General features: G+C 61.3%; 13 protein-coding genes. 7 read left to right on the top strand and 6 right to left on the bottom strand.

Features of this window, described 5'->3' with window-relative positions; all coding sequences use genetic code 11:
• Positions 1–45 precede the first annotated feature (45 nt).
• The 5 genes from lon to cmoB all read left to right on the top strand — a co-directional run bounded on the left by lon (position 46) and on the right by cmoB (position 5,651).
• Positions 46–2,463 carry an endopeptidase La gene (lon, locus tag HBN98_RS08480; protein ID WP_064589050.1) on the top strand — a complete coding sequence of 806 codons (2,418 nt, stop codon included), beginning with the start codon at positions 46–48 and terminating at the stop codon, positions 2,461–2,463.
• A 215-nt stretch (positions 2,464–2,678) separates the two neighbouring features.
• Positions 2,679–3,071, top strand: coding sequence for a protease inhibitor I42 family protein (locus HBN98_RS08485; RefSeq protein WP_064589051.1), 393 nt, complete (start codon positions 2,679–2,681; stop codon positions 3,069–3,071).
• A gap of 2 nt (positions 3,072–3,073) precedes the next feature.
• Complete coding sequence (locus HBN98_RS08490; RefSeq protein ID WP_169844040.1) at positions 3,074–3,709, top strand: lysoplasmalogenase; 636 nt, start codon at positions 3,074–3,076, stop codon at positions 3,707–3,709.
• A 209-nt stretch (positions 3,710–3,918) separates the two neighbouring features.
• Complete coding sequence (gene cmoA, locus HBN98_RS08495) at positions 3,919–4,698, top strand: carboxy-S-adenosyl-L-methionine synthase CmoA (protein WP_169844041.1); 780 nt, start codon at positions 3,919–3,921, stop codon at positions 4,696–4,698.
• Positions 4,695–5,651, top strand: coding sequence for a tRNA 5-methoxyuridine(34)/uridine 5-oxyacetic acid(34) synthase CmoB (gene cmoB / locus HBN98_RS08500; protein ID WP_083368006.1), 957 nt, complete (start codon positions 4,695–4,697; stop codon positions 5,649–5,651). The genes cmoA and cmoB overlap by 4 nt, the downstream gene beginning before the upstream one ends.
• Before the next feature lie 124 nt (positions 5,652–5,775).
• Here cmoB and tadA read toward each other — a convergent pair whose 3' ends face one another.
• Positions 5,776–6,273, bottom strand: a complete 498-nt coding sequence (gene tadA / locus HBN98_RS08505) for a tRNA adenosine(34) deaminase TadA (RefSeq protein WP_064589054.1) — start codon at positions 6,271–6,273, stop codon at positions 5,776–5,778.
• Positions 6,273–7,649, bottom strand: coding sequence for a multicopper oxidase family protein (locus HBN98_RS08510; RefSeq protein ID WP_064589055.1), 1,377 nt, complete (start codon positions 7,647–7,649; stop codon positions 6,273–6,275). Before HBN98_RS08510 ends, tadA begins: the two co-directional genes overlap by 1 nt.
• Positions 7,650–7,837: 188 nt before the next feature.
• Here HBN98_RS08510 and HBN98_RS08515 point away from each other — a divergent pair, with 188 nt between their 5' ends.
• The gene (locus HBN98_RS08515; protein ID WP_083368005.1) at positions 7,838–12,628 is read left to right on the top strand and encodes a membrane-targeted effector domain-containing toxin; all 4,791 of its coding nucleotides are present in this window, start codon (positions 7,838–7,840) and stop codon (positions 12,626–12,628) included.
• A gap of 98 nt (positions 12,629–12,726) precedes the next feature.
• Here the strand turns inward: HBN98_RS08515 and guaA are convergent, their stop codons facing one another.
• From guaA to HBN98_RS08535, 4 genes are all read right to left on the bottom strand, one after another.
• Entirely contained in the window at positions 12,727–14,304 is a 1,578-nt protein-coding gene (guaA, locus tag HBN98_RS08520; RefSeq protein ID WP_064589057.1) for a glutamine-hydrolyzing GMP synthase, read from the bottom strand.
• Positions 14,305–14,404: 100 nt separating this feature from the next.
• On the bottom strand, positions 14,405–15,874 hold the full coding sequence (gene guaB, locus HBN98_RS08525) for an IMP dehydrogenase (protein ID WP_064589058.1): 1,470 nt from the start codon (positions 15,872–15,874) through the stop codon (positions 14,405–14,407).
• 195 nt (positions 15,875–16,069) lie between these two features.
• Positions 16,070–16,618 (bottom strand): sugar ABC transporter ATPase, encoded by a 549-nt coding sequence (locus tag HBN98_RS08530; RefSeq protein WP_083368004.1) that lies wholly within the window; start codon positions 16,616–16,618, stop codon positions 16,070–16,072.
• Positions 16,619–16,802: 184 nt separating this feature from the next.
• Positions 16,803–17,570 carry a sulfite exporter TauE/SafE family protein gene (locus HBN98_RS08535; RefSeq protein WP_083368003.1) on the bottom strand — a complete coding sequence of 256 codons (768 nt, stop codon included), beginning with the start codon at positions 17,568–17,570 and terminating at the stop codon, positions 16,803–16,805.
• A 100-nt stretch (positions 17,571–17,670) separates the two neighbouring features.
• Here HBN98_RS08535 and HBN98_RS08540 point away from each other — a divergent pair, with 100 nt between their 5' ends.
• On the top strand, positions 17,671–18,558 hold the full coding sequence (locus tag HBN98_RS08540; protein WP_083368002.1) for a LysR family transcriptional regulator: 888 nt from the start codon (positions 17,671–17,673) through the stop codon (positions 18,556–18,558).
• The last annotated feature ends 30 nt before the right edge of the window (positions 18,559–18,588 follow it).

Here is an 18,588-nt window from a genome sequence, read left to right on the forward strand (position 1 = left end):
AGCCCTGCCCCATCTAAGACCCATACCCCATTGCGCAGGTGCCCCATGAGCGACCAGCAAGAATTCCCTGACAACCCCGACGACTACACCGAAGCCGAACACATCGAACACACCTCCTCCGGCAAAGGCCTCGCCCTGCCCGGCCAGAACCTGCCGGACAAGGTCTACGTCATCCCGATCCACAACCGCCCGTTCTTCCCGGCCCAAGTGCTGCCGGTCATCGTCAACGAAGAACCCTGGGCCGAAACCCTCGATCTGGTGAGCAAATCCGAGCACCACTCCCTGGCCCTGTTCTTCATGGACACGCCCCAGGAAGACCCGCGCCACTTCAACACCGGCGCCCTCCCCGAATACGGCACGCTGGTCAAAGTCCATCACGCCAGCCGCGAAAACGGCAAACTGCAGTTCGTCGCCCAGGGCCTGAGCCGCGTGCGCATCAAGACCTGGCTCAAACACCATCGCCCGCCGTACCTGGTGGAAGTCGAATACCCGCACCAGCCGACCGAGCCGACCGACGAGGTCAAGGCCTACGGCATGGCGCTGATCAACGCGATCAAGGAACTGCTGCCGCTCAACCCGCTGTACAGCGAAGAGTTGAAAAACTACCTCAACCGCTTCAGCCCCAACGACCCGTCGCCACTGACCGACTTCGCCGCCGCCCTGACCTCGGCCACCGGCCCTGAGCTGCAGGAAGTGCTCGACTGCGTGCCGATGCTCAAGCGCATGGAAAAAGTCCTGCCGATGCTGCGCAAGGAAGTCGAAGTCGCGCGCCTGCAAAAAGAGATTTCCGCCGAAGTTAACCGCAAGATCGGCGAGCATCAGCGCGAGTTTTTCCTGAAAGAACAACTCAAGGTGATCCAGCAGGAACTCGGCCTGACCAAGGACGACCGCAGCGCCGACATCGAACAGTTCGAGCAGCGCCTGGAGGGCAAAGTCCTCTCGGCACAGGCGCAGAAACGCATCGAAGAGGAAATGCACAAGCTGTCGATCCTCGAAACCGGTTCGCCCGAGTACGCGGTCACCCGCAACTACCTCGACTGGGCGACCTCGGTGCCATGGGGCGTGTACGGTGAGGACAAACTCGACCTCAAGCACGCGCGCAAGGTGCTCGACAAACACCACGCCGGCCTCGACGACATCAAGGATCGCATCCTCGAATTCCTCGCGGTCGGTGCCTACAAAGGCGAGATCAGCGGTTCGATCGTGCTGCTGGTCGGCCCGCCGGGCGTGGGCAAGACCAGCGTCGGCAAATCCATCGCCGAATCCCTCGGCCGGCCGTTCTACCGCTTCAGCCTCGGCGGCATGCGCGACGAAGCCGAGATCAAGGGCCACCGCCGCACCTACATCGGCGCGCAGCCGGGCAAACTCGTCCAGGCACTAAAAGACGTCGAAGTGATGAACCCGGTGATCATGCTCGACGAGATCGACAAGATGGGCCAGAGCTACCAGGGCGACCCGGCCTCGGCGCTGCTGGAAACCCTCGACCCGGAACAGAACGTCGAATTCCTCGACCACTACCTCGACCTGCGCATGGACCTGTCGAAAGTCCTGTTCGTGTGCACCGCCAACACCCTGGATTCGATCCCCGGCCCCTTGCTGGACCGGATGGAAGTGATTCGCCTGTCGGGCTACATCACCGAAGAAAAAGTCGCCATCGCCAAGCGCCACCTGTGGCCGAAACTGCTCGAGAAGGCCGGCGTATCCAAGGGCAGCCTGAGCATCAGCGACAGCGCGCTCAAAGCCTTGATCGACGGTTACGCCCGTGAAGCCGGCGTACGCCAGCTCGAAAAGCAAATGGGCAAACTGGTGCGCAAAGCGGTGATGAAGCTGATCGACGACCCGAAAGCGGTGATCAAGCTCGGGCCGAAAGACCTCGAAGCCTCGCTGGGCCATCCGGTGTTCCGCAACGAACAAGTGCTGTCCGGCATCGGCGTCATTACCGGTCTGGCCTGGACCAGCATGGGCGGCGCAACCTTGCCGATCGAAGCGACGCGGATTCACACGCTCAACCGTGGGTTCAAACTCACCGGACAACTGGGCGACGTGATGAAAGAGTCGGCCGAGATCGCCTACAGCTACGTCAGCTCGCACCTGAAGGCATTCGGCGGTGATCCGAAGTTCTTCGACGAAGCCTTTGTCCACCTGCACGTGCCGGAAGGCGCAACTCCGAAGGACGGCCCAAGCGCCGGCGTGACCATGGCCAGCGCCCTGCTCTCGCTCGCCCGCAACCAGCCGCCGAAGAAAGGTGTGGCAATGACCGGCGAACTGACCCTGACCGGGCACGTCCTGCCGATTGGCGGGGTACGCGAGAAGGTGATCGCGGCGCGGCGGCAGAAGATCTTCGAACTGATTTTGCCGGAGCCGAACCGGGGTAATTTCGAGGAACTGCCGGACTACTTGAAGGAAGGGATTACCGTGCATTTCGCGAAGAAGTTCGCGGATGTGGCGAAGGTGCTCTTCTGATAGTTATGCGGTGACATGACCCCCGCTATCGCGAGCAGGCTCACTCCTACAGGGTTCTGTGGTGAACAGTTGATTTGTGAACGCCACAACCCACTGTAGGAGTGAGCCTGCTCGCGATGGCGTCAGCCCAGACACCAACACTCCCAGACTGTCACACTTTGTCTCATCTTCAGTTATGCTCGCCGTTCGTCGCCAACGTCGGAGCCGCTGACCTTATGTCCCCCACTCGCCTGTTTGTCCCCCTCGCCCTTTCTCTGCTGGCCGCCTGCGCCACGCAACCGAAACAGAACGTGACCGTGGAAAAACAGAGCGAATGTCCGGTGCGCCTCACCAACGGGCAAACCCTGATCGTGATGCTACCGAGCAACCCCACCACCGGTTATCGCTGGGCCATTCAGGATTCTGCCGGCGGCGTCCTGCGCGCGCTGAGCCCGGAGGTCTACAGCAGCCCGAAAGATGCCGGCATGGTCGGCGCGGGCGGTTTTTCCACCTGGCGCTTTCAGGCCTTCGCTACGGGGACCGGGCGCCTGCGCCTGACTTCGCAGCAGCCATGGGAGCCTGAAGTCACGCCGGCAGAAACCTTCGACTGCGCGATTTCGGTGAACTGATCGTGGGCTGGCTGATTCTGGCGCTGATGGGCGCGGTGACGTTTCTCTACGGGGTCAGCACCCATGCGGCGCTGCTGTGCCTGTTGGTCAAACCGTTGCCCGTCCTCGCACTGCTCGGCTGGCTGCATGACGCGCCGCCCAGCGACTATCGGCGCTGGATCAGCCTCGGTCTGATTTTCTCGCTACTGGGCGATGTGTTGCTGGCGTGGCCGGGTGATTTGTTTGTGTTCGGCCTCGGTGCGTTTCTGGTCGCGCATCTGGCGTATCTGAAGGCTTACCTCAGCGACTGCAAACGTCTGGCGGTGTTGCCGCTGGTGCTCGCTCTCGGTGTTGGCGCGGTGCTGCTGGGTCTTCTGATTTCCAGCGGTCTTGGGCCATTGCTGGTGCCAGTGATTGTCTATGGCACGGCGATCAGCGCCATGCTCTGGCGCGCCCTCGCTCGTCTGGACACCGATGTGCCGAAACGCTCGGCGCTACTGGCGGCGGGCGGTGCAGTGGCGTTTGTGTTCTCTGACAGCGTGATTGGCATTGACCGGTTTGTATCGCCATTTCATGCCGCGCCGTATGTGATCATCCTCAGCTACTGGCTGGGCCAGTGGGGCATCGCTGCCTCCGCGTTCTCTCAGAAAACTCGCTAAACCCCTGTGGCGAGGGAGCTTGCTCCCGCTCGACTGCGCAGCAGTCGCTAAACCTGTGTACGAGGTATACCTGCAGCATCGTATGCAGCGGTTTTGGGGTCGCTTCGCAACCCAGCGGGAGCAAGCTCCCTCGCCACAGGTGTGTGTTTCAGGCTGGTGTGCGGCGGTTTATCCGACAACCCAAGCATCCCTGCGCCACTTTGGCTAAAATGCCGGCCTTTTCCACCGACACCGCCGGAACCGCCGTGAGCAAAGAACCCGATCGCATTTTCGCCCAGCCGATGGCCCAGGTGCCTGACTTCACCTTCAACGAGGACGTGGTGCGGGTGTTCCCGGACATGATCAAGCGCTCGGTGCCGGGTTACCCGACGATTGTCGAAAACCTCGGCGTGCTGGCGGCGCAGTTCGCCCAGCCGAACAGCGTGCTGTACGACCTCGGCGCTTCGCTCGGTGCCGTCACCCAGGCCCTGCGCCGCCACGTGCGCACCGACGGTTGCCGGGTGATCGCGGTGGATAACTCGGCGGCGATGGTCGAACGCTGCCGCGAATACCTCAACGGTCAGGATTCGATGTTCCAGGAGTTGCTGCCGGTCGAGGTGATCGAAGGCGACATCCTCGCGCTGGATTTCAAACCGGCCTCGGTGGTGGCGCTGAACTTCACCCTGCAATTCATTGCGCCCGAGCAGCGTACCGCGTTGCTGTCGCGCATCCGCCAATCGCTGCTGCCCGGCGGTGCCTTGATCCTGTCGGAAAAGCTGCGCTTCAACGATGCCGAAGAACACGCGCTGCTCACCGATCTGCACGTCGCGTTCAAACGCGCCAACGGCTACAGCGAACTGGAGATTGCCCAGAAGCGCAGCGCCATCGAAAACGTCATGAAGCCCGACAGCCTCGAAGAACACCGCGAACGCCTGCTGGCCGCCGGCTTCTCGAAAGTCGTGCCGTGGTTCCAGTGTCTTAACTTTGCCTCGTTGATTGCCTTGCCATGATTGATCTGTCTCCCCTTGCCCGCCGTCTGGCCGGTACCCCGCTGGCCGACTGGGCCAACACCCTGCAAGTGCAACTCGACAAGAAAATGGAGAAGGGCCACGGCGATCTGGAGCGCTGGCAAAGTGCGCTGGACGCGCTGCCCAAGCTGCTGCCGACTAAAGTCGATCTGCTCAATGGCCTGACACTCGACACCGAGTGCGACGACGCCACCCGCGCGCAAATGCGTACCGCGCTGATGGGCCTGTCGCCGTGGCGCAAGGGGCCGTTCGACTTGTTCGGCGTACACGTCGACACCGAATGGCGCTCGGACTGGAAGTGGTCGCGGGTGGCTCCGCACCTGGACCTGAAGGGCAAACGCATCCTCGACGTCGGCTGCGGCAACGGCTACTACATGTGGCGCATGCTCGGTGCCGGCGCCGACAGTGTGATCGGCGTCGATCCGAACTGGCTGTTCTTCTGCCAGTTCCAGGCGGTGCAGCGTTACCTGTCCGAGCCGAATGCGTGGCACCTGCCATTCCCGTTCGAAGACCTGCCGCCGAACCTGGAAGGCTTCGACACGGTGTTTTCCATGGGCGTGTTCTACCACCGTCGTTCGCCAATCGAGCATTTGCTGGCGCTGAAAGATTGCCTGGTCAAGGGCGGTGAACTGGTGCTGGAAACCCTGGTGGTCGAAGGCGACAAGCATCAGGTGCTGGTGCCGGAAGATCGCTACGCGCAAATGCGCAACGTGTGGTTCCTGCCCTCGGTGCCGGCGCTGGAACTGTGGCTGCGCCGTGCCGGCTTCAGCGATATCCGTTGTGTGGACGTCAGCACCACCACAGTTGAAGAGCAGCGCGGCACCGAGTGGATGAAGTATCAGTCGTTGAGTGATTTCCTTGATCCGGAAGATCACAGCAAGACGATCGAAGGGCTGCCGGCGCCGATGCGGGCGGTGATTGTCGCTCGCAAGTAACTCGATGACGCCGCATAACCCTGTAGGAGTGAGCCTGCTCGCGATAGCGGTGTGACAGTCACAGCAACGTTGAATGTCACACCGCTATCGCGAGCAGGCTCACTCCCACAGTTTTAGATGGTGTTTATTCAGCGGGTTTGGCGCGCCGGGCGCGGAAAAACTCGGTCAACACCGCCCCACACTCCTCCGCCAGCACCCCACCTTCATACAGCACCCGGTGATTCAAAAAGCCTTGGGTAAAAAACTGCCCCTGACTCTGCACAATCCCCGCTTTCGGCTCCAGCGCGCCATACACCACCCGCGCAACGCGAGAATGCACGATCAGCCCGGCGCACATGCTGCACGGCTCCAGCGTCACGTAGAGCGTGCTGCCCGGCAGGCGATAGTTGCTGACGGCTTGAGCGGCGGCGCGGATGGCGACCATTTCCGCGTGGGCGCTCGGGTCGCTGCCACTGATCGGGCAGTTAAAACCGCGACCGATGATCTCGCCGTCCTGCACCAGCACCGCGCCCACCGGCACTTCGCCGAGGGCGGCGCCTTGGGCGGCAAGGGCCAGGGCTTCGCGCATGAAATCCCGGTCACGGCTGCGGTCGATGATCGCGGCGGGGCGAATCTGGCGCATCACTTCACCTCGATGGCGGCCATCAGGCCGGTTTCCATGTGGTCGATCACATGGCAATGGAACATCCACACGCCCGGGTTATCCGCCACCAGCGCCACTTGCGCGCGCTCGTTCTTGCCCAGCAGGTAGGTGTCGGTGAAGTACGGAATGATCTTGTGCCGGTTCGACGCAATCACCTTGAAGCTCATGCCGTGCAGGTGGATCGGGTGCTGGTACTGGGTCATGTTTTTCAATTCGAAGATGTAGCTCTGGCCCAGCTTCAGGCTGGCAATCGGCCGATCGGCGCAGGTCTTGTCGGTGATGTCCCAGGCCTTGCCGTTGATCTGCCACAGGCTCGGCGGCTTGCCGTTGTCGACATTCACCGACACCGAACCGACCCATTCGAAATTGAAGTTGAGTTTCTCGGCATTCGCCAGATCCGGCTCGGCCACCGGGTTGGCGGGCAGGGCTTTCGGCCACTCGGTCGGTGCATCGTTGTTGGCCACCGAACGCAGGGTACCGAGGCGCACCGGGCCGTTACGCAGCGACAACTCTTCGCCGGCCGGCGGTGCCTTGATCGCCAGACAAATGCGCATGCCCGGGCCCAGCCAGTATTCCTTGCCCAGCGGGCGCGGCTCGACCGGGTTGCCGTCCAGCGCGTAGATCTGCGCTTCGACGCCGGGAATGTTGATGCGATACGTCAGGGTGTTGTCGAGGTTGAGCAGCCGTACCCGGGTGATCTGCCCGGCCGGCAATTCGATCACCGGAGCCGGCACACCGTTGATGGTCGACAAGCGCCCAGCCGTACCGCCACGGGCCGCTTCACGGGGAATGCTGAACTCGACGAAGTTGCCTTCTTCGTCGATGTGCCAGTTCTTCAGGCTCAGGGTCTTTTCATACTTGAAACCGGTCGGCTCGCGCTCTTCGACGATCAACGGCCCGACCAGCCCGCGCCCCAATTCTTCGCTGCTGCTGACGTGGGGGTGATACCAGTAGCTGCCGGCGTCGGGCACGCGGAATTTGTAATCAAAGTATTCACCAGGCAGCACCGGCAATTGCGACACATACGGCACGCCGTCCATTTCCAGCGGCAGACGAATGCCGTGCCAGTGAATGGTGGTCGCCACCGGCAAGTGGTTGATGAACCGCACCCGCAGCCATTCGCCCTGACGCACGCGCAATTCGGTGCCCGGCGCCGACGGGCCGAACGCCCACGCTTCGGTCTTGTGCCCCGGCACCAGCTCGACGTCCAGCGGTGCGGCGATCAACTCGTAGTCGTGACCGGCTTCGGCCTCGGCGACCTTGCCCAGCCAGTAACGCGACGCGCCTCCCGCCCCGACACCAACGACAACAAGACCGGCCAGGCCACCGAGGATTTGGCGACGGGTAAAGGACATGAACTCAACTACCTCACGTATCTGCGTCGGGCGAGCGGCCCGCAAAAGGCGAATACGATACACCTGCAATTGCGAAACGGTAAGGGCGACCTGCGACCGCACCTGCGCGCCGGTATATATATGTAGTGCACATACCCGGCGGAAACGACTCATCCTTGGCGCCCCCTCATCCCAAGGAAGGAGAGTCCATGGACACCCACGAAGCGCGTGCTTTACCTAATGCTGCCGACAAAGCCGCACTGAAGGCCATCGCCAGCACCGTCATCAAGAATTGCCAGAGCGTGCAAGAGGCAGCCCACGACGTCGCCAGTGACCTGCTGAAAAAATTCGGCATCACCGGCCTCGACCCGGATCAGGTGTACTACCACCGGTTCGACACCGCGGAAAGCCGTTCGAAAGCCTTTACCGGTTGGGAGCACGTGCCCGCCACCCTGAGATCCACCGTCACCCTGACGCAGTTGGTCGTCCAGCGCTTTCGGCCCAGCGATCAGGACAACGCCGACCTGTTGGACGTTTACAGCGGTTTCTATACCGCCGGCCCGAGCGCCAAGCGGTTCAATGAAACCAACGAAGTGCGCCTGCACGGCGACGAAGTATTGAAAGCGTTCTGGGACATCAACTTCAGTGCCCTGTACCGAAAGCGCCTCACAGCGTTCTGGCAGACCTCTGCCGCTGACTTCCGCACCCTGGCCAAATGCAATTTCCTCATCGAAGCCGTCAAGGCCCGGGACAAGCGCGAGCTGAGCGACGAGGACTTCCAGTTCATTACCGAGGCCGTCACAGGCCCGCTCACCTGGCCTGTAACTCTGAAGATGCTGCAAACAGAGTATGCGTGCCCGAGCACCGTACGCGCGGTCGACATCGATGGCCATGCGGCCACCAACCTCCTTCGTTTCGTTGCCCCCAAGGGACGGCAGATCATATATCTGCCCGGCGAGAGCAGCGCCTTCAAGGTGCTGGAAACCGCGGTGGACATGCACTACTGGGTCTTGCAGCGGATGAACACGGACGCCGAGCGCAAAGCGTTCATGACGCATTTCCCCCTCGCCGAGCGGCAGACCATCAACGACAACATCACCGACCTGATGAACCGCCTGGTCAGTAGCTGGGGCAAATACGACCATCACCTGATCAACGGCAAGAACCTCATCGTTGACGGTGACGCGTTCAGTTGGCTGCGCGACTCAAGCAAAGATGCGATGTTTGCCGAAGCCGACCTTTTGCTGACCTCCAACGGTGATCTGCGCGAAAAACTGTGGATCGGCTATCTCACTGCCGGAATAAAGGTGTTCGGCCCTATGGCCGTCGTCGGCTGGCCGGTTGCACTGCCTGTGGTCGGCGCGAGTATCGCCAGTCTGGGCCTGAACATCGATCAGGCGGTCAATGCGAAAACCGCTCAGGAGCGCAAGGCCGGCGTGCTCGGCGCGGTGTTTGCCGGGATTGATCTGCTGTTCAACCTGCTGGTGCTCAAAGGTCCCGGCTCGCTGGAAGAAGTCGGTCCTGAACTTGAGACCGCCGAGGCGCAGGAGATGGCCGATCTGAAGCAATCGTCAGCAACCGCAGCCCCCGCCGAACCGGTATCAGCCGAAGCCGTGAGTGAAAGTCCCGAGCCTGTCGCAGAGCAAACGCCCATTCCGCAGACATTCAAGATCGACACCGTGCTCGACGACGCGCGGCTGATTACTGAAGCAGGACGATTCAAGGGCACCTTTCAACTCGCGTCCAATCCGTCATCGGCGATCAGGCTCGATGGCAATGCTTATTACGTGCGCTATGAGTCCGACCTCAATGGTCGCGGGACCTGGGCAATCATCGACCCGGCACGGCCCGATGCGTTTTCCGGTTCGATCCCGGTGCGCCTGAATGCGGCGGAGCAATGGGAAATCGCCCCGCAACTGGGACTGCGCGGCGGTACGATCAAACCACCGACGGCCAGCGTCGGCTCATCCAGCGCCCCTGCGGTAGAAGAATGGGCACGAACACCGGGCATTCACGTACCGGGCCTCGAAGACCCTGAAATGCGGGCCTGGGCACTCGGCGGGCCAGACGTGCGCAGCCTGTTCAGGCGGGTGTGGGCACCGGGCAGTATCGATGTGCGCAACGTGCTCGGCCTCGACACCGAAAACCTCGGCGCCCGCAGCGTATTCATGGGCCCCGCCGACGAGTCCGTGCAGGAGTTGAGTGAGTTCGAGCTGGCGCAGGAAGAACCGCGCCGCGACTTGATCAGCGACGCCAACGCGTATTACGCAAACCGTCCGCCTGTTTCACGGCAGCCTCTGACATCGGCGCCGGTGATCACTACACCGGACGCACTGTTCGATTACGCCTTCGCGCAAAAGCCGGGGCTGGTGCTCGGTGAGGGCACTGGCTGCATCGCCAGCAAACGCTTTCTGATCGAGAACATGGCGGCCCTTGCCCAGCAAAACGTCAAGACCTTGTACCTGCAAGAGCTGTTGGCCAACGTCAATCAGCTGGATCTGGATACGTTCGCCAGAACCGGGGAAATGTCCGAGGAGTTGCAGAACTATCTGAACAAACTCGACCTCAAGGCCGGCAACGATCCCGAAGGCAGATTCAACCTGCTGGCCCTGGTCAAGGCCGCCAATGCCCAGCGCATCCGGGTCCAGGCCATCGACATGACAACCACCTGGCACATCAACGAGGGCCCGATCACCCAGAGTCCGCAAAGACAGATGTCACGCAGCTTCTTTGCCAGCGAGGTCATCGGCTTCAACCAGCAACTGAACGGCCAGGGGCGCTGGATTGCCTTGGTGAATCAGGAAAACATGACCACCTTCCGGGGCTATCAGGGCATCACTGAACAGACCGATGCCTTGTGTGCGCGCTTCGAAGACGTCGCTCCGGGCCGCGAGCAACCGCTCGGCAGCGACCCCGGACTGGCCGTGGAATACGACGACAATCCCGGTTCCTCGGTGCATGAAGTGGTCGACGGTGAGATTGATCTGAACAGCGTTCAGGCGCCGATCAAAGGCGACTGGCGCGTGCAACTGCCCAGCGTCTGGGCCTACCGCACATCCCAGGAACTGCGTTCACTGCTGCCGGAACCGGGCATGTTCACCCTGCAGCGCTACAGGAGCAATGTGCTGGTGGTCTATCGCAACACCAACGGCGCGATGGCCGACAGCGTGATTCGTTCGACGCCCGGCGGGCGGATCAACCTCGATACACCGCTCGCCCCCACCTACGAATCCATGACCGTGGACTCTCTGGAGGAGCTGAAACAGGCCCTGATCAGTAAAGGCATGCAGCCCAAGGGATGGCCGCCAGCGGCTGGCGAAGCGATGAGCAGCGTGTCGCCGGTCGAATCGCTTGCCGAGGCATCACCGGAACTCGAGCAGTCCGTCATCCCGGCCAACTGGGAAGCCAACGAGTTGCTCGAAAACCTCTCCCCGGATGCCACACCCGGAAAATTTCAGGGCATCTACCGGCTCGATTCGAATCCATCCACCGCGATCATGCTCGACGATTGCGCGTATTACGTGCGCTATGAAAGCGACGCCAACGGCGGCGGGGTCTGGGCCATCATTGACCCACAGCAACCGAATGCCTTTTCAGGATCGATCCCCGTGCGCCTCAACGCCGAGGGTGAATGGGAACTGGCGCCGCGAGCCGGGCTCAAGGGGGGCGGCAACCTTCAGCCCCGCGGCTCACGCCCTCGCGCGCCGGTAGCTGCTCAGCGACCGCCGCAAGCGCAGGCGAGTGCGGTGCAGACAACGTCTCGGCAACCGCTGCAGGCGCAAGTGAGTCCAGAGCTGCGCGGCCCGACCACGTCATACGACACGCCCCCCCGAGCCCGAGTCAGACAATTGGCGATGGGCGAGAGGGAAACCCACCTCAAGGTCGTTCATCAGCCGGACGGCAGTTTGAAAGGAATTCCGACCTTCGAAGAATATGTCGCGCCCCATCGGGCCGATCTATCCCGGGACGCCCGCCAGTTCATGTCCCGGGAAGGCCTGACCCGCACGCTGCCCGCACGCCCGCCAATGGCGGACGTGGCCACCTCGACCAGCGCATCGCAATTGATTCAGCGGGTTTACGAGGTCGCACCAGGCCTGGTCATTGGCGAAAGCCAGGATCGCATCGCCAGCATGCAGTTCCTGATCGAGAACATGCAGGCGCTGGCTGAGCAAAAGGTCGAAACGCTTTATTTCCAGCGTCTGCTCAATGACTTCAACCAAGTGCAACTCGACAAGTTCTTCCGCTCCGGTGAGATGACCAGCGATCTTGAACAGTACCTTCGACAGTTGCAAAGCGATCCCACGGGACGCTTCACCCCGCTAGAAGTGGTCAAAGCTGCGCAGCGCAATGGCATTCGGGTGCAGGCCACCGATTGCCTGGCCAGCTATCGCTATCCGGGTGCGCCGCTTCCCGATATGCACGAGCAAACCATCAAGACCTACCTGACCCACACCATCATGCAAGCCGACAAGGCCCTCAACGGCGGCGGTAAATGGGTGGTCCTCACCGATCAGCAAAACACCAACACCTTCCGGGGTATCGCGGGTATCAGCGAACTGCAGGGGGGCATCGGTCTACGGGTCGAGGAAGTGTTGCCGGCCAACCCTGCGCTGATCGAAACAGACCGGGGCATCGAGTTGGGGCGTGGCTATGCCTCTCAACCTGAGTCCCTCGAAGGCGATTCCGACACGCTGTATGCCGACATGAATCTGCAGACGCCCCTGCCATTGCTCACGCGAACACCGAAAGAACTCGAACGGCTGTTGAGCCGCCAGGGCATGTTCACGTTCGAGAAGTCCGAGGGCACGTGGACACTGCTGCATCGCGGCCGCGATGGCCACATTGCACGCACGCTGGTCGAACGCACAGCCGACGGGCGTTATCTGATCAATCGCCCGTCATGGACCGAGGTCAATCAAGTGCCTTACGACACCATCGTCGAGTTGTCGTGGGGACTGAGCCGAATGGGCATGGACCTGGTAGGTCGCTTGCCGCTGTAACGCATGCTCAGCAAAAACGCAAAAGGCCCCCGATCTCACGATCGGGGGCCTTTCTGGTTGCTAGCGTATCGAACCGGCAGCGACCGGCTCAGACACGATCACTCCCACTCAATGGTCGCTGGCGGCTTGCTCGACACGTCGTAAGTGACGCGGGAGATGCCTTCGATTTCATTGATGATGCGGCCGGAAACGGTTTCCAGCAGTTCGTAAGGCAGGTGGGCCCAACGCGCGGTCATGAAGTCGATGGTTTCTACGGCACGCAGGGCCACGACCCAGGCGTAACGACGGCCATCACCGACCACGCCAACCGATTTCACTGGCTGGAACACCACGAACGCCTGGCTGACCTTGTGGTACCAGTCGGCCTTGCGCAGCTCTTCGATGAAGATGTGGTCGGCACGACGCAACAGGTCGGCGTATTCCTTCTTCACTTCGCCAAGGATGCGCACGCCCAGGCCCGGGCCCGGGAACGGGTGACGGTAGACCATGTCGTACGGCAGGCCCAGCTCCAGACCCAGACGACGGACTTCGTCCTTGAACAGTTCGCGCAGAGGCTCGACCAGTTTCAGGTTCATCTCTTCCGGCAGGCCGCCCACGTTGTGGTGCGACTTGATCACGTGCGCCTTGCCGCTTTTCGCGCCAGCCGACTCGATCACGTCCGGGTAGATGGTGCCCTGAGCCAGGTACTTGATGTTGTCCAGCTTGCAGGATTCGGCATCGAACACGTCGATGAAGGTACGGCCGATGATCTTGCGCTTCTTCTCCGGGTCGGCTTCGCCGGCCAGGTTGTTGAGGAACTGCTCTTCAGCGTTGGCGCGGATCACCTTGACGCCCATGTTCTCGGCGAACATGGCCATCACTTGTTCACCTTCGTGCAGACGCAGCAGGCCGTTGTCGACGAAGACGCAGGTCAGCTGGTCGCCGATGGCCTTGTGCAGCAGTGCGGCAACCACCGAGGAGTCAACACCGCCGGACAGGCCCAGCAGCACGTTGTCGGTACCGACTTGTGCGCGGATGTTGGCAATGGCGTCTTCAGCGATCTTCGACGGAGTCCACAGGGCTTCACAGCCGCAGATGTCCAGCACGAAGCGCGACAGGATACGACCGCCCTGCTTGGTGTGGGTCACTTCCGGGTGGAACTGCACGCCGTAGTAAGCGCGTTCGTCGTTGAACATGCCGGCGATCGGGCAGCTCGGGGTGCTGGCGAGGATGTGGAAGTCTTGCGGCATCTTGGTGACCTTGTCACCGTGGCTCATCCACACGTCGAGGCCGAACAGGCCGTCGGCGTCGATGTGGTCTTCGATGCCGTCGAGCAGGCGGCTCTTGCCGACCACGTCAACGCGGGCGTAACCGAACTCACGCAGTTCGGAACCTTCAACCTTGCCGCCCAGTTGCTCGGCCATGGTCTGCATGCCGTAGCAGATACCGAAGACCGGTACGCCCAGATCAAACACCGCTTGCGGGCAGCGCGGGCTGTTGGCTTCGTGCACGGACTCGGGGCCGCCGGCGAGGATGACGCCTTTAGGCGCGAATTCGCGGATCGCCTCTTCGTCCATGTCGAACGGGTGCAGTTCGCAGTACACACCGATCTCGCGCACGCGGCGGGCAATCAGTTGGGTGTACTGGGAGCCGAAGTCGAGGATCAGGATGCGGTGAGCGTGAATGTCGAGGGCCATGATTCAGTCTCGTCTTAAGTAATTCAGAAACAGTCGTGATTCAGAAACAACTCGGGGCTGAATAAAACAGCCCCGGTTGCTTGATGATTTGCTTGAAGCCTCAACCTACGCGGTAGTTTGGCGCTTCCTTGGTGATCTGCACGTCGTGAACGTGGGATTCGGCCATGCCGGCACCGGTGATCCGCACGAACTCAGGCTTGGTGCGCATTTCTTCGATGTTGGCGCTGCCGGTGTAACCCATCGAGGAACGCAGACCGCCCATCAACTGGTGAATGATCGCGCTCAGAGTGCCTTTGTATGGCACGCGGCCTTCGATGCCTTCCGGAACCAGTTTCTCGGCGCCTGCCGAGGAGTCCTGGAAGTAACGGTCGGACGAGCCTTGCGCCTGGGACATGGCGCCCAGCGAACCCATGCCGCGATAAGCCTTGTACGAACGGCCCTGGAACAGTTCGATCTCGCCCGGCGCTTCTTCGGTACCGGCGAACATCGAGCCCATCATCACGCAGGATGCACCAGCAACGATGGCCTTGGACAGGTCACCGGAGAAGCGGATGCCGCCGTCGGCGATCAACGGAACGCCAGTGCCTTCGAGGGCAGCGGCAACGTTGGCGATGGCACTGATTTGCGGCACGCCGACACCGGCGACGATACGGGTGGTGCAGATCGAGCCAGGGCCGATACCGACCTTGACCGCATCAGCGCCAGCTTCGGCCAGGGCCTTGGCAGCGGCGCCGGTGGCGATGTTGCCGCCGATCACCTGCACTTCAGGGAAATTCTCTTTGACCCAGCGAACGCGGTCGATCACGCCCTTGGAGTGACCGTGTGCGGTGTCGACCACCACCACGTCCACACCGGCATTGACCAGCGCGGCAACGCGGTCACCGGTGTCTTTACCGGTACCGACGGCAGCGCCAACGCGCAGACGACCTTGGTCATCCTTGCTGGCCAGCGGGTAGGCTTTGGCTTTTTCGATGTCGTTGACGGTCATCATGCCTTTGAGGGCGAATTTGTCGTCGACGATCAGCACGCGCTCGATGCGGTGCTTGTGCAGCAGTTCGCGTACGTCGTTCTTGTCGGCGCCTTCCTTGACCGTGACCAGACGCTCTTTAGGCGTCATCACTTCACGGACAGTGGCTTCCAGACGATTTTCGAAACGTACGTCACGGGAAGTGACGATGCCGACCAGGTCGCCATCGTGCAGTACCGGAACGCCGGAAATGTTGTGCAGACGGGTCAGTTCGAACAGATCACGTACCGTGGCATCAGCCTCGATCGTGATGGGATCCTTGACCACACCGGCTTCGAACTTCTTGACCTTGCGCACTTCGGCAGCTTGCTGCTCGATGGTCATGTTCTTGTGGATAATGCCGATGCCACCTTCCTGAGCCATGGCGATTGCCAGACGGGCTTCAGTCACGGTGTCCATTGCAGCAGAAACCAGAGGAATATTCAGTTCGATGCCACGGGTAAGGCGGGTCTTGAGACTGACTTCGTTAGGAAGCACCTCGGAATAACCGGGCACTAGGAGAATGTCGTCGAATGTCAGAGCTTCTTGGCTGATACGCAGCATCGCGGGGGCTCCCGAGCGGGAAAATGGAAGCGCGCCATTATAGTCAGACACCCCCTGCTGTTCAATGTAAAACTCAGCCTAATTGATGTACGGGGCCCGCTGTTTTCTGGAGGAGCTGCCGAAGACTGCGATCTTTTGATCTTGCCTGTAAAAAACCACGTCAAAAGATCGCAGCCTGCGGCAGCTCCTACAGGTTCAGAGTTCGACTTTTACCCAGCTGACAGGCTGGTCGAGCCAATCGGCAAATTCATCGATAAAGCTCTGCTTGAAGCCGGCTTCCAGCCAGTTGTTGAAAATGAACCCCAGGTTGGAAAACGCGCATTCCTGCAAATACAGAAAGCCGTTGATGTCGTCTTCATGCCCGCATTCCGGGCAGGTGAAGTTGTCGGTGCGGCCTGGGAACCAGTCTTCAAGGCTTTCGAACAGCGCTTCGCCGACTTCGCGGCGGCACTCGGCGCAACCGGCTTCTTCGAGAAAGCCCTTGGCCGGGGTGTAGATGCAGCGCTTGACGATGATCTCCAGGCCATTGATCGGCTCACCGAACGGCAGCGCTTCCGGGTGCAGCACCACCGCACGCGCGCCATCGGCAATCGCGTGGGCCATGCGGTTGCCGGTGCGGCCGCAAGTCGTCAGCTGTTCTTCGATGATGTTCTTGCGCACCAGCCAGCGCACGATCGCCCGCGCCCGGGGTTCGTGGACCGGCAGGGTGGAGATTTTCGGGACGATGATGCTTTGCGAATTCATGGGTACAGCCTGTGACGTCAAATGGAAGTTCTGCGGTGCTCTCTCCGACGCCATCGCTGGCAAGCCAGCTCCCACGGGTTTTTCTGGTGCACACAGTATTTGTGAGCGACCGAAACTCTGTGGGAGCTGGCTTGCCAGCGATGGCATCAGTGCGGCCGGCAGCTTAATCCCTGACGAAATCCGGTCAAGTGCTGAGATAACGCCCGATCAACGCAATCCCGCTCGCCAGCACCAGCCAGGTCACCAATCGCACAAACGCCTCGCGCGACAAACGCAGGGTCAATCGCCGCCCGATCCACAGCCCCAGCGCCATGGCCGGCAACAGACACACCGCCAGCATCAACAAGGGTAGCTCGGCATACACCCCGGCGATGGCGAACAGGCTCAAACGCACCACCGTGCTGCAACTGATCAACGCACTTTGCGTGGCCCGGGCCGGGTCTTTCGGCAAGCGGCTGTTGAGATAGATCGCATATAAAAAGCCGCCACTGCCAAACAGCGCCCCAAACAGCCCGCCCACCGTGCCCATCGGCAGCGCCCATGCGGCGGACAACTGCGTCGGCCGGGTTTTCACCCACAGGCTGTAAATCGCATAAGCGCTGATGAACAGGCCCATCAACAGCAGCAACAGATCGGATTTGAGATTAAGCAGGAAAATCACCCCCAACGTGCACCCCACCGCCATGCACGGCAGCAGCCGCAACAACTCGGACTTGGCCACGTCCCGGCGCGAGGGCAGCAGATTGCCGAACGCCGCGACGAAATCCAGCAACACCAGCAGCGGCACGATTTTCGACAACGGCATGAACAGAATCAGGATCGGTCCGGCGACCAGCGCCGTGCCGAAGCCGGCAATCCCGAACACGATATAGGCCAGCGCGATCCCCAAGCCGATCACCGCCCAGCCGCCCGCGCCCCACGACCACTCGCTCAACAACCCCAGCACACTCATCAATCTGCTTCCTTTATAAGCCTGAGATGACTTTAGCCAGCGCCCAGCGTTGCGACTAATATGTTCACAGCCGCTTACTCATCTCGAAAAGGCATACCTTGTGCTCTCGACCCGTCAACTGCGCTACTTCGTGGAAATCGCCGAATGCGGCAGCTTCAGTGCTGCCGCTGAACGTCTGTTCATCGCGCAGTCGGCTCTGAGTCGGCAAATCAAGGACATGGAAACCCGCCTGCAAACGCCGCTGTTCGAACGCACCGCGCGCCAGCCCCGGCTCACGGCGGCAGGCGCGGCATTTTTGCCCCGCGCCAGAAATCTGCTCAATGAACTGAGCAAAGCCAGCGCGATGGCAACCGACGTCGGCAACGGGCAAGTGGGGACTTTGCGCCTGAGTCATTCCAGCACCGTGTCGCTCAGCGGGCATTTATTACGCCGGATCAGCACGTATCTGGATCAGCAGACTGGCGTGTCGCTGGACATCGGCAAACTCTCCTCCGAGGCGCAGCTTGAGGAATTGGCCGAAGGTCGCCTCGACATCGGCCTGCTGCGCCTGCCGGTATTGCGTCAGCGCGAAGGCATTCAGGTGGTGCCGCTGTTCACTGAACGCCTGCTGCTGGCGGTGCCGAACGCTCATCGCCTGGCCGATTCAGGCTCTGTCGATCTGGCGCAACTGAAGGACGAGCCGTTCATTTCGATCCCGCATCCGCAGCGTGGCGGGCTCAGCTACCTGTGTGCCGACCTGTGCATGCGTCAGGGCTTCTTCCCCAAGGCGGCGCGGGTGATGTCGCGCAAGACCACTCAGCTGCAACTGATCCAGGCCGGATTCGGTATCGCCTTGCTGCCCGAATCGATGCAGGACATTGCGCCCGGCGGCGTACGCTTTCTGCCGCTGCGCGATCCCGATTGCCAAAGCACCGTCGCCCTCGCCTACCGCCAGAATCCCACTCCCCTGATCCAACACTTCATCCAGACCTTCACTACCCCCCTGTAGGGATCGTGCAATGACGGCGACAATGCCTTT

It is taken from the genome of Pseudomonas koreensis (genome assembly GCF_012986595.1).
GTDB classification, from domain to species: Bacteria; Pseudomonadota; Gammaproteobacteria; order Pseudomonadales; family Pseudomonadaceae; genus Aquipseudomonas; species Aquipseudomonas koreensis.

Bases quoted from the DNA above. Each gene is read 5' to 3' on its own strand.
- HBN98_RS08510 (WP_064589055.1), bottom strand. From the start codon at position 7,649: ATGTCCTTTACCCGTCGCCAAATCCTCGGTGGCCTGGCCGGTCTTGTT.
- HBN98_RS08485 (WP_064589051.1), top strand. From the start codon at position 2,679: ATGTCCCCCACTCGCCTGTTTGTCCCCCTCGCCCTTTCTCTGCTGGCC.
- tadA (WP_064589054.1), bottom strand. From the start codon at position 6,273: ATGCGCCAGATTCGCCCCGCCGCGATCATCGACCGCAGCCGTGACCGG.
- HBN98_RS08530 (WP_083368004.1), bottom strand. From the start codon at position 16,618: ATGAATTCGCAAAGCATCATCGTCCCGAAAATCTCCACCCTGCCGGTC.
- cmoA (WP_169844041.1), top strand. From the start codon at position 3,919: ATGCCGGCCTTTTCCACCGACACCGCCGGAACCGCCGTGAGCAAAGAA.
- lon (WP_064589050.1), top strand. From the start codon at position 46: ATGAGCGACCAGCAAGAATTCCCTGACAACCCCGACGACTACACCGAA.
- HBN98_RS08535 (WP_083368003.1), bottom strand. From the start codon at position 17,570: ATGAGTGTGCTGGGGTTGTTGAGCGAGTGGTCGTGGGGCGCGGGCGGC.
- HBN98_RS08515 (WP_083368005.1), top strand. From the start codon at position 7,838: ATGGACACCCACGAAGCGCGTGCTTTACCTAATGCTGCCGACAAAGCC.
- guaB (WP_064589058.1), bottom strand. From the start codon at position 15,874: ATGCTGCGTATCAGCCAAGAAGCTCTGACATTCGACGACATTCTCCTA.
- guaA (WP_064589057.1), bottom strand. From the start codon at position 14,304: ATGGCCCTCGACATTCACGCTCACCGCATCCTGATCCTCGACTTCGGC.
- cmoB (WP_083368006.1), top strand. From the start codon at position 4,695: ATGATTGATCTGTCTCCCCTTGCCCGCCGTCTGGCCGGTACCCCGCTG.